Annotated in this window: 10 protein-coding genes; all 10 read right to left on the bottom strand. The window is 34.3% G+C overall.

Annotated features, from left to right (window positions below; genetic code table 11):
• Positions 1-32: 32 nt before the first annotated feature.
• Positions 33-626 carry a Crp/Fnr family transcriptional regulator gene (locus B2745_RS03000; RefSeq protein ID WP_304063575.1) on the bottom strand — a complete coding sequence of 198 codons (594 nt, stop codon included), beginning with the start codon at positions 624-626 and terminating at the stop codon, positions 33-35.
• 77 nt (positions 627-703) lie between these two features.
• Complete coding sequence (locus B2745_RS02995; RefSeq protein ID WP_304063522.1) at positions 704-1,489, bottom strand: endonuclease/exonuclease/phosphatase family protein; 786 nt, start codon at positions 1,487-1,489, stop codon at positions 704-706.
• 4 nt (positions 1,490-1,493) lie between these two features.
• Positions 1,494-2,753 (bottom strand): glycoside hydrolase family 88 protein, encoded by a 1,260-nt coding sequence (locus B2745_RS02990; protein ID WP_304063520.1) that lies wholly within the window; start codon positions 2,751-2,753, stop codon positions 1,494-1,496.
• A 198-nt stretch (positions 2,754-2,951) separates the two neighbouring features.
• Positions 2,952-7,052, bottom strand: coding sequence for a hybrid sensor histidine kinase/response regulator transcription factor (locus B2745_RS02985; protein ID WP_304063518.1), 4,101 nt, complete (start codon positions 7,050-7,052; stop codon positions 2,952-2,954).
• A 153-nt stretch (positions 7,053-7,205) separates the two neighbouring features.
• Positions 7,206-8,219 (bottom strand): UDP-glucose 4-epimerase GalE, encoded by a 1,014-nt coding sequence (gene galE / locus B2745_RS02980; RefSeq protein ID WP_304063516.1) that lies wholly within the window; start codon positions 8,217-8,219, stop codon positions 7,206-7,208.
• A gap of 5 nt (positions 8,220-8,224) precedes the next feature.
• On the bottom strand, positions 8,225-9,601 hold the full coding sequence (gene glmM / locus B2745_RS02975; protein ID WP_304063513.1) for a phosphoglucosamine mutase: 1,377 nt from the start codon (positions 9,599-9,601) through the stop codon (positions 8,225-8,227).
• Between the two features lie 9 nt (positions 9,602-9,610).
• Positions 9,611-11,536 (bottom strand): glucosamine-6-phosphate deaminase, encoded by a 1,926-nt coding sequence (gene nagB, locus B2745_RS02970; RefSeq protein WP_304063510.1) that lies wholly within the window; start codon positions 11,534-11,536, stop codon positions 9,611-9,613.
• Between the two features lies 1 nt (position 11,537).
• The gene (locus B2745_RS02965) at positions 11,538-12,815 is read right to left on the bottom strand and encodes a sugar MFS transporter (protein ID WP_304063507.1); all 1,278 of its coding nucleotides are present in this window, start codon (positions 12,813-12,815) and stop codon (positions 11,538-11,540) included.
• A gap of 1 nt (position 12,816) precedes the next feature.
• The gene (locus tag B2745_RS02960; RefSeq protein ID WP_304063504.1) at positions 12,817-13,938 is read right to left on the bottom strand and encodes a phosphotransferase enzyme family protein; all 1,122 of its coding nucleotides are present in this window, start codon (positions 13,936-13,938) and stop codon (positions 12,817-12,819) included.
• A gap of 186 nt (positions 13,939-14,124) precedes the next feature.
• Positions 14,125-15,195, bottom strand: coding sequence for a substrate-binding domain-containing protein (locus B2745_RS02955; RefSeq protein WP_304063502.1), 1,071 nt, complete (start codon positions 15,193-15,195; stop codon positions 14,125-14,127).
• Between the last annotated feature and the right edge of the window lie 96 nt (positions 15,196-15,291).

The following is a 15,291-nucleotide window of genomic DNA, read 5'->3' as shown; positions in this document are numbered from 1 at the left end:
AAAAAAGCTGGGCATTGATGTATGATAAGAAATTAATGAGGTTTGAAGTTTCTTCGGGCTAACTCCTTACGTACTCTGCTTAAAGATTCTGGCGTAAGCCCCAGATAAGAAGCTATCATCCATTGTGGTAAACGTAGCGTAAGTTCTGGATAAAGCTTGATAAAATCCAGATAACGTTGTTCTGCGGTAGCTCCTAATAAAAGGTTCACTCTTTTTTGCAGATGCCTGATATGACTGTGTAAGGCTTTATGGTTAAAAGCTCGGTAAACAGTACTTATATTGCAGGCTTGGGTGATAAAATCTTCATTTAGCATCACCAGCTCTGTATCCTCTACAGCATCAATAAACAATTCTGAAGGTTCATTAAAAAAATAGCTGCTTCTATCTACAATAATCCAATCTTCTGGTGCAAATTGGATGATATGCTCCTTACCTTGTTCATCAATGGTGTAAGAGCGCAATAAACCTTTAGAAACAAAGAAGGAATAGCCACAAATTTCTCCTTGTCTCAATACAAATTCTCCTTTTTTAATGACTTTAGATTTTAAATAGCCGCTAATTGTTATAAACTGCTCATCCGTAATGTCAGAATGATTTTGTATGTAGTTTTTAAAGTTTTGAAACATCACAACTGTTCATTTTCTTATACGTAATAATAAGCAAAATTTCACGAGAGTTTGGTATGGATATATACTTTAAACTCTTAAAAAACAAGAAGCTCTGCCCAAATAGGATAATGATCTGATGCTGTAACTTGGTTTAAAACAACATGATTTTTCACTTTAAAGGAACTCTTTTTATGGTAAGCAATAAAGTCTATGGCTAAACTATTTTCATCAGAAAATGTGGCTGGACAATTTGTACAAGTTCTGGTTAAGGCGCTATCCATAATGTCAAGTGTTTTACTTGGTAAAGCAGCGTTCCAGTCTCCAGCCAATATAAGTGGTAATTTTTCTTGATTAACGATATTTACAATCTGTTGTGCTTGTAGCTCTCTATTGCCGGTATCTAAAAAATCTAAATGGGTATTGGCAAAGCGTATGTATTTTTTACCAGGCAGTTTTACTTTTACAGTTTGCATGATACGAGGTTCGGCACTTGTATCGGCTTGGTTTGTTAAACGATAAATGGTGTGTTTACTGATAGGGTATTTAGAAAGAATGGCTATCCCATAAGCTCCGCCATCAAAATCTATTGCTTTAGCAAAATAAACTTTTAAACCCAACTTTTGCGCTATCAACTTGGCTTGATTTCCTTTACCACTTCTTTTGGTATTTTCGTCAACTTCTTGTAAGGCTATTAAATCTGCATCAACCTGTTTAATAACTTCTGTTATAGCATTTAAATCTATTTTTCCACTTTCTTCATCTGCTGGCGGATTTGCATGGTGTATATTAAAAGATAATACTTTTAGGACTACACCTTTTTCTTGTGCTATTAACTTTGTGGTAAATAACAATATCAATATTGTATAAATAAGTTTCTTCATGATTCTACTGAGCTGTTAAACGCTTATATCTTAATAATGCTTCTAAAAAATAATAATCTGCATAAATAAGTGGTACATCTACTTCATTATTGCTTGGTAAATTGCCAGTACTATGCTTTAATAAAAAATAAGGATTAGCATTGTCAGTATTTAAATAAGCCTCAGAACTTAGAGACTTTAACATTTTAAGCGCAGTATTTTTATAACGTTTTGCTTTTTCGCCTTTTACAAAGGTGCTTAATTCTAGTAAAGCAGAGCTGGTTATGGCTGCTGCCGATGCGTCTTTGGGTGTAGGTTGATATTGTTGTGGGTTAAAATTCCAATCTGGTTTATAACCTGCTTGCCCAACATTAAAATCCCAATAAGGAATTTTGTCTTTAGGCAGATTTGGATGTTGGATAAAAAAATCAGCTAAAGCTATGGCGGTATTTAAAAATCTTTGATCTTTTGTTTCTCTATAAGTACTTGTAAAACCATAAATACCCCATGCTTGTCCTCTTGCCCAGGTAGAATTATCAGAAAAACCTTGCAAAGTTTGCTGATGTAAAACTTTACCTGTTTGTGGGTCGTAATTTACTACATGATAAGTGCTATTATCTGCTCTGATATGATTTTTCATGGTTTGCTCGGCATGTTTAATAGCTACATGTTTATAAATAGTATCGCCGGTAACTTTAGAGGCATAAAAAAGTAATTCTAGGTTCATCATGTTATCCATAATTACAGGGTACTCCCAAGTGTTAATGTTTCCTTTGGATTTACGTTTATTCCACGATTGGATGCTACCAACTGTTGGTGAATACCTTTTTAAAAGTGATTTTGCCGATTGTATCAGAATATCCTGATATTTAGGATTAGGATTAAATCTTATAGCATTCCCGTAGCTACAATACATCATAAAACCAATATCATGATGGGCTGTATTATATTGGTTACTTTCTAGAGAATTTGTCCATGCTTCTGCATGCTTAAGCCATTTTTCTTCTTTGGTAAATTCATACATATACCATAAAATACCAGGCCAGAAACCTCCTGTCCACTCATCAATTTGAAGATATTTTAGTGTGCCATCCGGATGTAAAGCGTGTGGGTAATCTTTAAAATTTCCTTCGGTTGTTTTTAATAAATTATCATACAAAGGAGCCGCAGTTGCAAAACTTTTCTTTATAAAATAATCTTGCGCCTTACTATTTATTGCCAATAATAAAAACAGTGTTAAAATGGTATAAAACCTTGGTTTAAATGTTAAAAAGAGCTTATTCATATCAATAATTTATGGATATATAGGTTTTAGGCCTATGCCTATATGAGGTATGACCGCCAGAACTGAAAAAGTCCCACAAGAATTAATGGTTATTTAAGAAAAAAGAAGTTAAGCGTATAAAAAACTTAGTTTGAAATTGATGATATGGTTGATACGATCTTCCATTCATATAAAAATAAATCTTTCGATGAAACAGCATCAATCTCTGTAATCAGAAGGCGCTTTTCCGAATTGTTTTTTAAATTCTTTACTAAAATATTTACGATCGTTAAAACCTACCGAGTAAGCAATTTCGGCAATACTTAATTGATTGTCTTCTAGCAATTGGGCTGCTCTTTTTAAACGTACTGATTTAATAAAGTCTGTGATAGATAAATCTGTTAAAGCTTTAATTTTTTTATACAAGACGGTTTGGCTCATTCCTATTTCTACTACTAAACTGGTTACATTAAATTCGGGATCTTCCAGGTTATCCTCTATCAATTTCATCAATTTATTTAAAAACTTTTCATCTGGAGATTCTATCTCTAGCTTTCTTGGCATCAGCATCACTTGCTTGCTGTATCTATCTTTTAAAGCTTCGCGGCCTGCAAGTAAGTTTTTAACACTAAGTTCTAAAACCTGAATACTAAATGGTTTTGTAAGATAAATATCGGCACCGGCTTGTAAACCATCAATTTGATGCATATTTGCCGCCATAGCGGTTAGCAAAATTACAGGAATATGGCTGGTTCTTTCTTCCTGTTTAAGTTTGCTGCATAGTTCAAAACCATCCATCACCGGCATATTTACATCACTAATGATGATGTCTGGAAGTTGCTCAATAGCCAGTTCCCAAGCTTGCAAACCGTTAAGGCTCTCCATAATATGGTAGTATTTTTCTAATGATTGTCTGATAAATGTTCTCAGCTCATCATTATCCTCAACAATTAAAATGGTATATTTTTTTTCTTGCGATGGGACTTCCTCTTCTTCTATAAAAGGCTGTGGATATAAATCAATTTCTGGTAACCATACAGGCTGATTTTCAAGAACATCATTTTCTTGAGCAAATTCTTCTTTACTAAAATGTGCCTGACCTTTTTTAAGACTTACTTTAAAAGAAGTTTTTCCTGCTGTATTTTCTGTTTCTGGTCTGCTTATCAAGCTAATACGACCATGATGCTGTTCTACAATATTTTTTGATAAAGCTAAACCAATACCCCACCCTTCTTTTTTATGTGTATTTTGATTAGCCTGATAAAAATTGGTGAATATCTTTTTTTGATCGGCCAGGGAGATACCTATTCCATTATCTTCAACAGTTAGGTGTACTTCCTCTTTATCATCAGCTAAAGCTAAAACAATTGTACCTCCATCAGGCGTGTATTTAAAAGCATTGGACAAAATGTTATACAGCACTTTTTCCATTTGGTTAGCATCAAAAAATAAAAGTAATTGCTGGTTTGAGGTTTTAAAGCTATAATCTATTTGCCTGCTTTCTGCAATTGTGGTAAAAGAGTTGAAAATGGTATCGCAAAAATCTACCAAGTTATACTGTTGAACTAAGATTTTCATATTACCGGTTTCTATTTTTCTAAAATCTAGTAACTCAGTAATCAACCTTAACAAGCGTTCTGCATTGTTCTTAATTTGTATAATTTGCTTGCTAACAGCCTGTTGTTCTGCGGTTTGTTTAATTAAGTTTTCTAAAGGCGCAAATATTAATGTTAAAGGTGTTCTAATTTCATGAGATATTCTGGTAAAAAAATCGAGCTTTAACTGATATAATTCTTCTATTTTCTGGGTATTTAAATGTTCGTAATATAATTGAGTTTCTAACCGGGCTTGTCTTCTAAAAAATCTGATAACTAAAAAAAGCAAGCCAGAAGCCATGATAAAATATAACAAATAAGCCCACCAGGTTTTCCATAATGGTGGCTTTATGATGATAACTAATTTGGTGGCTTCTGGATTCCACAAACCATCATTATTACTGGCTTTAACTAAAAAATCATACTTACCCGGAGGCAAATTGGTATAAGTTGCTGATGGTGTGCTAACATAGTTCCAATCTTTTTCAAAACCATCTAATTTATATGCATATTTATTACGCTCTGGGTTGATATAGTTTAAAGCTAAAAAGTCTATGGTAAAAATGTTCTGGTTTGCATTAAAAACAATCTCTTCTGTAAAGGAGATATCTTTTTCTAACAAACCATCAGAACTATTAATGCCTACTGGTTTATTAAATAACTTTAAACCAGAAAACACTACTTTAGGTATGGTTTTATTTTCCTCTATCTCTTTAGGCTGGAAACTAACCAAACCATTATAACTACCAAAATACAGCTTTCCATTTTTATCTTTAAAGGCCGAGTTGTAATTAAACTCATTTGCAGGTAAGCCATCTGCTACAGTATAGTTTTTAAAGATTTTTCTTTGCGTATCAAATTTAGAAAGTCCTCTATCTGTACTTACCCACAGGTATCCCTCTTTATCTTCTAAAATATTGATAATGTTATTACTAGCCACACCATTTTTTATATCGTAATTTATAAAACTATTGGTTTTAGGAACATATAAACTTAAACCACCATGATGAGAACCTATCCAAATACGTCCTTTACTATCTTCTAAAATAGCATTGATATGTCCTGATTGTAAAGCAGTTTTGGATGCTGTATTTTTTGTGAAATAAATTGCTTTTGTACTTTTATAAGGTATTAAATTTAAACCCTTAGCTGTCCCTATCCATAAATTACCCCTCGAGTCACAAAATACTTGTCTGATATAACTACTGCTTATCTTAATTCTAGAATTTTTACTCGTATCATATACTGTAAAAGTTTCGGTATCCCTATTAAAAAGATTTATTCCTTTAGAAGAAGTTGCTACCCATAGTTGCCCATCTTTATCTTCTGTAATACTGCTTACATAGCCATAACTTAACGCTTTAGGGTTATTGGGGTCTGGAGTATAGTGTTTAAAAGTACCTGTTTTAGGGTTATAAACGTCTAATCCTCCTTGAAAAAGACCAATCCATATATTGCCTTTACTATCTTCAAAAATATCTTTAACTGTATTATGACCAATACTATTAGAATTTAGCGGCTGATTTAAAAAATTGGTATATAGCTGCGTTTTCTTATTGTAAAAATTCAAACCTTGCCCCTCTGTGCCAATCCATAAATTACCATATTTATCGGCTGTAATAGCACTAATAATATCGCTGCTAATACTATTTCTGTACTTACTATGTTTTTCTACTGTAAAAGGAATGGTATTAGGATGTTTAACATTTACGCCACCAAACATAGTTCCCAACCAAATAGAACCTTGGTTATCTTCATAAATCTCTTTGATAGAATTATCACTTAAACTATTAGGATTTTCAGAATCATGACGATAAATCATAAATTTCATATCCTTAGTATTGAGGATATTTAAACCTGTCATGGTTGCAATCCATAAATTACCTTTTCTATCTTTAATAATCTTGCGTATGTTATTACTACTTAAACTATTTTTCTCTAAAGGTTTAACCTGATAACGTATGAAACTTCGGGTACTTTCTATAAACTTATTTAGTCCACTGGTTTCTGTTCCAATCCAAATGTTTCCATCACTATCTTCGGCTATAGATTTAATAGAGTTACCGCTTATACTGCTTTTAAGATTTTTATTATGATAGTACGATGTGATGTAAGGTTTATGATGCTTAAAAGTTAAAACAGATAAACCTGTAGTAGTACCTATCCAAACTCTTTTTTTGCTATCCTCAAATACGCTATAAACTTGGTTTCCGGCTAAACCATTTTTTTTATACAACTTTTTAAAATTTCTCTTCTCAGATGCTTCCAGAATACTTAATCCATCATTGGTACCAAAAAACAATTTTCCATCTTTAGTTTGGTGGATAGCTAATACAATTCTATCACTAATGCTATTTTTATCTTTAGGATTATACTTAATGCGTTCAAAAGAATCACTTTCTGGGATATACCTATTTAAACCATCTTGCGTACCAATCCATAAATTTTTGCTTCTATCTTCATAAATACTGTAGATATAATCATCGGTACTGATAGAAGACGAATCTTTTGGGTTGTTTTTATAGATTTTGATGCTTCTACCATCATACCGGTTTAAACAATCTCTGGTACCAAACCACATATAACCCCTGCTATCTTTATAAATAGAAAGCACTGTACTTTGTGATAAACCACTACTGATGGATATATGGTCAAAAGATAGCTGACCATAAGCTATAGCGGTATAAAAGAATAAAAAAACAATTGACAGGCTACGTCTAAACATAATTTTTGTTTAGTATTTAAGGCTATTTACAATAAATACTAATTTAAGATAAATATAGTATCACTCATGGGTATTCTACACAATTAAATACCAAAAAGTTTAGATACTAAACTAAGTTTAAACTATCATGCTAGAAAACCGAGAAAACACTTTTTACAAAGTGTTTTCCCAAGCCCAAGAAGACTGTATCATATCTTTTAAATTTAAAGTTGCCTTCCATAAAAGTTCTTGCTCTGCTTTATTGCTATCTGCATAAACAGCTTCTGCATCTCCGGGTCTTCTGGCACCTATTTTATAGGGTAATGGTTTACCTGTTGTAGCTTCAAATTGTTTGATAATTTCTAATACAGTTGTTCCATTACCGGTACCTATATTATAAACTTCTGAAGATTTTTGACAGGCTTTATTGATGAGCCGTTTACAGGCGGCTAAATGTGCCTTTGCCAAATCAACCACATGAATGTAATCTCTCACACAAGTTCCATCTGTGGTATTATAATCATCACCAAAAACGGTTAGCATAGCCAATTTACCTTTTGCTGTTTGGGTAACATAAGGAAATAAATTATTAGGAATACCTTTTGGTAACTCGCCAATTAAAGCTGTTTCATGCGCCCCTACCGGATTAAAATATCTTAAAGAAATTGCTTTAAATACCCCAGAAGAGGTTACCATTTCTATAATTTCTTCACCCATTTGTTTGGTACTACCATAAGCTGATAAAGCTTTTTTAAATGGTGTTTCTTCTGTAGCTGGTAATACATCTGGCTCGCCATATACCGTTGCCGATGATGAAAAAACCAAACCTTCTACACCGTTTTCTTGTACCAATTGTAAGATGTTAAGCAGAGATATTAAATTATTTTGATAGTAAAGCAGTGGCTTTTCTACCGATTCGCCAACTGATTTAAAAGCTGCAAAATGAATAACTACATCTACCTGATGTTTCTTAAAAATTTTACTCATGGCAGCTAAATCGCAAACATCCTCCTGATAAAAAACGGGTTCTTTTTGCGCAATTTTGATAATTCTATCTAAAATAAAACGTTCAGAATTACTTAAATTATCTACTACAATAACCTGATAACCAGCCACAAGTAACTCTACCACCGTATGAGAGCCTATATAGCCCAACCCACCAGTAACTAATACTGTCTTTTCTGTCATATTTATCATGATAATGCTTTTACGTCTTCTATGATTTGATGAGCAATTGCCTCTGCTGCTGCTTCAGAAGTTGCTTCTGCATAAACCCTAATGATAGGTTCTGTATTAGATTTTCTTAAATGTACCCAGTGATTTTCAAAATCTATTTTTAAACCGTCTATGGTATTACAATCCTCATGCTGATACTTGTTTTTCAATTGCTCCAAAATATCATCTATAGATTGTGATGCACTTAATGTGATTTTATTTTTAGACATGTAATAAGCCGGATAGCTTTTTCTTAAAGCAGAAATCGTGATTTTCTTTTTTGCCAGATGAGTCAAAAATAAAGCTATACCCACCAAAGCATCTCTACCATAATGTAATTCAGGATAAATGATACCTCCATTACCTTCGCCACCAATAACTGCATTTTTTTCTTTCATCAGGTTAACCACATTTACCTCACCCACTGCTGATGCGAAATAAGATTCTCCTGCATTTCTGGTAATATCTCTTAAAGCTCTGGTTGATGATAAGTTAGAAACCGTAGCACCTGGCTGGTGTTGTAAAATATAATCGGCTACAGCCACTAAAGTGTACTCTTCACCAAACATCTGTCCGTCTTCACAAACAAAACACAAACGGTCAACATCTGGGTCTACAGCTATTCCTAAATGCGCCTTTTTTTCTACAACTAAAGCAGAAAGTTCTGTGAGGTGTTCTGCTAAAGGTTCGGGATTATGAGGAAAATGCCCGTTAGGTTCACAAAATAATTCGTAAACCTGATTTACGCCTAAAGCTTTTAATAGCTGAGGTACAAATATGCCACCACTAGAGTTTACCGCATCTACAACAATACTGAAATTTGCTGCTTTAATGGCTTCCCTATCAACCAAAGGCAAATCTAAAATCATGTTTATATGCTGTTGTACATAATTATTTTTATAGTAAACAGCACCTAGTTGATCTACATTTACATAATCAAACTCTTGCTCTGCCAATTGCAATACTTCTTTACCATCAGCATCACTAATAAACTCACCTTTATGGTTTAACAATTTTAGGGCATTCCATTCTTTTGGGTTATGACTTGCCGTTAAAATAATACCACCACCAGCATGTTCCAAAGGAACTGCTATTTCTACTGTTGGCGTTGTAGAAAGGCCTAAATCAATCACCTCTATACCCAAACTTTGCAAAGTACCAGTAACTAAATTGTTTACCATAGTACCAGAAATTCTGGCATCTCTACCAATTACAATTTTCGGGTTATTGGTTTTAGACAGCATCCATTTACCAAAAGCAGCGGTAAATTTTAAAATATCTGGCGGAGTTAGCCCCTGGCCTGCTTTACCTCCGATGGTTCCTCTTATTCCTGATATAGATTTTATTAATGTCATCTCAAACAATTAAAATTTAAAACGTACAAAAGCCTCAATAGCTTCATATTCTGCCAAGCCCAATTGATTATAGCGTTGAGCTGTTTCGCTGGTTCTTTCTTCTGCCCTCACCCAAAATTCACGAGCATCATCACCCGGGAAAACAGGAATATCTTTTTGAGATTGATGCTTAAATATAGCCATACGCTTACGAGCTACTTCTTGAGGCGAAAGCGGTACTGCCATTTCTATTTCGTGTATTTCAAATTCATGCCATGCACCACGATATAACCATAACCAGCAATCTTTTACCCATTCATCAGTCTCCTTTAAGCGTTTAAGAGCCTGATAAATGATATCAAAACATACCTTGTGGGTACCATGTGGGTCGGCAAAATCTCCGGCAGCAAAAACCTGATGAGGCTTTATTTTTTGCAACAGAGCCATTGTCTCTTGGATATCATCCTCATAATCAACTTGCTTGGTACTTTTATTTCTATCGTAAAAAGGTAAGTTTTGGAAATGTATATTTTCATCAGGTAAACCAGCATATCTAGCGCCTGCAATAGCTTCTCCTTTTCTGATTAAACCTTTAATGGTTCTTAAAGGAATGGTATCTGCCTGATTAGGTTTTTTCTGATGGATAAAATCTCTCATCTCCTGATATTGCTTAGCCAGCTGCTCGCTATTGCTTTCAAAACCTTGAGATTTTAAGAAATCTATCGTAAACTCAACAAAGCGTAAGGCATCATCATCCCAAACTGCGGTATTTCCAGAAGTCTGGTAAGCCACATGTACCTCATGCCCTTGGTCTGCCAAGCGGATAAAAGTACCTCCCATAGAAATCACATCATCATCTGGATGCGGAGAAAACACAATAGCTCTTTTCTTAGCTGGCAAAGCTCTTTCTGGTCGCTGCGAATCATCAGCCTCTGGCTTGCCACCCGGCCAACCGGTAATGGTATGTTGTATCTGGTTAAATACATCGATATTGATATTGTAAACCGGCCCCATCTCTGTTGCCAGTTGTGCCATACCATTATTGTTATAATCTTCTTCGGTAAGCTTTAAAATTGGTTTTTGCAGTGTAGAAGCTAACCATACGACAGCTTTTTTGATTAAGGTTTTATCCCAAACACAATCTTTTACTAACCAAGGCAAATGAAAACGTGTTAAAGCAGAAGCCGCATCTTCATCTAAAATAAAAGTAACTTGGTCTGATAGCTGTAAATAGGTTGCTGGTACTTCAGATGATATTTCACCCTCAACGGCTTTCTTTACTATGGCCGCTTTCTTCTCGTTCCAAGCCATCAAGATAATTTCCCTAGCTTTAAAAATGGTACCAATTCCCATTGTAATGGCTTTACGAGGTACGTTATCTTTACCACCAAAATCTCTGGAAGCATCTCTTCTGGTTAAATCATCCAAGGTTACCAAACGCGTACCCGAGTTTGGTGCAGAACCTGGCTCGTTGAAACCAATATGCCCTGTACGTCCAATTCCTAATATTTGTAAATCTAAACCTCCGGCATCGTTAATTTTCTTCTCATAACTTAGGCAAAAATCTGCTATTTCATCCTCAGGCAAAGTCCCATCAGGTATATGCACATTGTTCATATCAATATCGATATGATTGAATAGCTGCTGCTTCATGAAATGAACATAACTCTGAGAAGCATCTGGCTGCATAGGGTAATATTCATCCAGATTAAAAGTGATAACATTTTTAAAGCTTAAGCCTTCTTGTTGATGTAGCCTGATTAGCTCCTGATAAACTAAAACCGGAGTTGCACCCGTTGCTAAACCTAAAACAACTTTTTCGCCCTGTGCACTCTTATTTTTAATAAGCTGAGCAATTTTATGAGCCACATGGATAGAAGCCGTTTGTGGATTTTCAAAAACCTGTACGGGTAATTTTTCAAAACGGGTTTCTTCTAATAAATTAAGTCTTAACATGTTATGATAATTTTTTATGAGACGATTTTAATTGATAACCATATACCCCAAAATAACCTATAAATAAGTAACAAGGTATCAGGATGATGTAAGCCTGTTGGGTATTTAAAACATCAGCTAGGTAACCATATAAAAGTGGTAAAATAGCACCGCCGGCAATACCCATAATCAGTAAGGAAGCGCCTTCTTTAGTAAACCGACCTAATTTAGCCATAGCCAAAGGCCAAATAGCTGGCCATATTAGCGCATTTGCTAAACCTAACAAAGAAATAAAAACTACTGATAAAAAGCCCGAGGTTAAAATAGCTGCCGTAGAAAACACCAAACCCAATAGCGCACAAATAGTTAAAGCTTGTTGTTGATTGATGTATTTTGGAATACAAATGATACCTACTAAATAGCCTATAATCATGCTTATTAAAGTTGCAGTGGTAAAGTATTTAGCTGTTGATAAAGCGATGCCTTGTGAGGCACCATAGCTGATTACGGTATCTCCGGCTATAACTTCTGCCCCTACATATAGAAATAAAGCAATGGCACCAACTATCAGGTGTGGAAATTGTAAAATTGATTTTTTTCCTTCATTAGCTGCCAATGTTTGCGCATCTTCTTCATCCGTATTAATTTCGGGTAAACTAGAACGATAAACCCAAAAAGCCAATAGCAGTAATGCAGTTACGATTAATAAATAAGGAATAATTACCCTTGCAGATAGTTCATTTAAAACAGTTTCCTTTTGGATAACCGACATGTTAAGCAATTGCTGTTCTATAGCATCGGTATTTTTTAAAGTAACAGCACCTAAAACTATAGGCGCCAAAGCACCAGCCAGTTTATTACAAATACCCATAATACTGATTCTTTTAGCAGCACTTTCTGCCGGCCCCAATACGGTAATGTAAGGATTAGAAGCTGTTTGCAGAATAGCTAAACCTGTGCCTTGTATAAACAAACCTAATAGAAAAACGCCATAAGTTCTGCTTAAAGCGGCCGGGATAAATATTAATGCACCTAAAGCTATCACCAACAAACCTATGCTCATCCCCTTTTTATAGCCTGTATATTTTAGTAATTTACCAGATGGTACTGCCATCACTAAATAGGAAATGTAAAAAGAAAAAGCTACCAAGTATGACTCAAAATTATCTAACTGACAAGCAATTTTAAGATAAGGTATTAATACCGAGTTTAACCAAGTGATAAACCCGAATACAAAAAATAAGGCTCCTATCATGATGATAGGATTAACACCTTTTTGAACATTTGCGTGATGTTGCATATTATTTTAGCTGATAAATACTGTAAGTAGATATAATTTCAAGTAGCTGTGCTTCATGCTCTTCTAACTGTTTTAATAAGTGCAATTGTGCTTTGGTACGCACCAGATTATGCTCTGGATAAGCAATTTTGAAGTAATGGTCGCCTTCCAAGTAATCTGTAAGAAACCTCACAGCCTGCATATAAGGAAGTAGAAAAACTCCTAAAAGCAAAGATTTAACTTCTTCAACGGTTAAAAATTTACCTGCCTCTGCCAAGTAACCTTTTGTATAAGCCTCAAACAAAGGAACGTTTAATTTAATCTTACTTAAATCAGCCTCGTCTTCCGCAGCGGTATTGATAATGGTTCGTATCGCATCACCAAAATCATAGGCTATATAACCGGGCATTACAGTATCTAAATCAATAATACAAATAGCTTTATCATCCTGATTGAAAAGTATATTGTTAAACTTCGTATCGTTATGGGTGATTCTTTTAGGTAGAAGACCTTGCTGCCCCATGTCATATATCCTGCGCATCTGGGCTACTCGGGCCAAAATAAAATCTACCTCATGTTGCACTGTTGCAGCTCTACCAGCTTTATTTTCTTTTAAGGCTTTAGTGAAGTTATCTAGCCTAAATAAAATATTATGAAAATCTACAATAGTTTCACTTAAAAGGGAAGCATTCATATCAGATAGCAAAGCCTGAAACTGCCCAAAAGCTCTTCCTCCTTCTTCTGCTTGTTGCTCTGTTTCAACAATATCAAAACTTTTAGACCCTTTTATAAAAACATACATCCGCCAGTAATTACCATCTTCATCTTTATGATAAAGCATTTTATTTTTTGCTGGAATAAGTTCTAATACCTGCAAATCGCTATGTGGTAAATGCTGTATTTTATTTTTAAGATAGTTTAATACCAGATAAATATTATCCGTTAAAGCCAATACATCTTTAAAAACATGATGATTGATGCGTTGTAACAAATAATCAGGCTCAAGAGGCTGCTTGTTATTCAAGCAATAAGTATCGTTAATATGCCCCGAACCATAATTTAAACCAGAAGTTTCAACTTCACCAGAGATTAAGAAGTTCTCTACTATTTTTTTGATGTCTGCTGCCCTTGCTTTAGCTTTCATATTGACTTAATCATGCGCCGTTACACATGTGAGATTTATAAAGTAAATATAATGTGTTCGCACACACAAAAGCAAATTAATTCTAAATATTTTTTAAACAATCTAATAAAACTCACAAAAACAATTAGATATGATATAATTCTAAGTTACTTTAACTGTTTACGCACACACTAACAAGTAAAAAAATTAATACTCAGGTTTATCTAAGAAGTAGTTGAGATTCTCTTTGGTTACAATATCTAAAGGTAGATACTTAAATACAGCAACCTCCTTTTTAAAAATCAAATGATTAGCTAATTGATGAACACCCCAATAACCTTGTCCTTTAGGGTTTTGGTTAATAAGGAAACTAATCATACCGTTATTCAAGAAGTGTACATTTTTAGGCAGCAAATCGTACCCAACAATCTTAATATCATGAATATGACGCTCTTTCAAATAAGCAGCAATTTCAAAAGCTTTAGAAGTAGTTACGTAAATACCTTTTAAATCGGGGTTATTTTCTATAACATCACTCAATTGTTGATGAAAAACAGAAAACTGAGCGCTGTTAAATTCTCCCTTTATCAACTTATAAGAATCGTGAAGTTGGTTTTGTATAAAATATTTTCTAAAACCACTCTCCTTTTTTACCAAATGGGCAGCATTACTGATGTCTTCATCAAAATGTGCTATCAAAATACTACAAGGTTCGGGCAAACCATATTGAAGCATTTTTGCGGCTAACATTCCACTTAAATAAGAGTCTTGACCAATATAACTTAACGGTTGATGATCGGTAATTTCTGTATTAAAAAGCACAAAGGGTATATTTTGTGCTTTCCAGTGTTCAAAGAATGGTAAAGCCTCGCGATAAAAAATTGGTGAAAGCAAAACACCATCGGGCTGGACTGCATTTAATTGCTTTGCGGCGGTTATAAAAGAATCAGCCTCGTACGGATTAAATAAATACACTTTAACCTCAACACCAAATTGCTTCAACTCTTTAAAAGCATATTCTACTCCTGCTTTAGGTCCATACCAATAAACATCAAATTGTGCATCTGGAATTAAAGCTGCAAACCTGTATACTTTTTGCGAACCTAAAGCTCTGGCCATTAAATTAGGCTCATAATTAAGTTCATTAATAATCCGCAGTACTCTCTCTTCCACATCTTTAGCCACCCTACCACGTTTATGTAAAACTCTGTCCACAGTACCTGTAGATACATTTGCTTTAAGTGCTATATCTTTAATACGTACTGTCTTATCTTTCATATTGCTTTGCGTTTGCGCACAAAAATAATATAAAAACAAAAAATATTACTTTTTATTTAGAAGGCAGTGCTTTGCTACTGTTAAAAAGCTTATTTT

It is taken from the genome of Pedobacter glucosidilyticus (assembly GCF_002483235.1).
In the GTDB taxonomy this organism is placed as follows: domain Bacteria; phylum Bacteroidota; class Bacteroidia; order Sphingobacteriales; family Sphingobacteriaceae; genus Pseudopedobacter; species Pseudopedobacter glucosidilyticum_B.
This window is presented reverse-complemented; position numbering and strand designations above follow the sequence as displayed.

What these genes read in the sequence shown, in the direction of transcription:
- B2745_RS03000 (WP_304063575.1), bottom strand. Translation starts at nt 626, where the DNA reads ATGTTTCAAAACTTTAAAAACTACATACAAAATCATTCTGACATTACG.
- B2745_RS02990 (WP_304063520.1), bottom strand. Translation starts at nt 2,753, where the DNA reads ATGAATAAGCTCTTTTTAACATTTAAACCAAGGTTTTATACCATTTTA.
- B2745_RS02960 (WP_304063504.1), bottom strand. Translation starts at nt 13,938, where the DNA reads ATGAAAGCTAAAGCAAGGGCAGCAGACATCAAAAAAATAGTAGAGAAC.
- B2745_RS02965 (WP_304063507.1), bottom strand. Translation starts at nt 12,815, where the DNA reads ATGCAACATCACGCAAATGTTCAAAAAGGTGTTAATCCTATCATCATG.
- B2745_RS02995 (WP_304063522.1), bottom strand. Translation starts at nt 1,489, where the DNA reads ATGAAGAAACTTATTTATACAATATTGATATTGTTATTTACCACAAAG.
- B2745_RS02985 (WP_304063518.1), bottom strand. Translation starts at nt 7,052, where the DNA reads ATGTTTAGACGTAGCCTGTCAATTGTTTTTTTATTCTTTTATACCGCT.
- B2745_RS02955 (WP_304063502.1), bottom strand. Translation starts at nt 15,195, where the DNA reads ATGAAAGATAAGACAGTACGTATTAAAGATATAGCACTTAAAGCAAAT.
- glmM (WP_304063513.1), bottom strand. Translation starts at nt 9,601, where the DNA reads ATGACATTAATAAAATCTATATCAGGAATAAGAGGAACCATCGGAGGT.
- galE (WP_304063516.1), bottom strand. Translation starts at nt 8,219, where the DNA reads ATGACAGAAAAGACAGTATTAGTTACTGGTGGGTTGGGCTATATAGGC.
- nagB (WP_304063510.1), bottom strand. Translation starts at nt 11,536, where the DNA reads ATGTTAAGACTTAATTTATTAGAAGAAACCCGTTTTGAAAAATTACCC.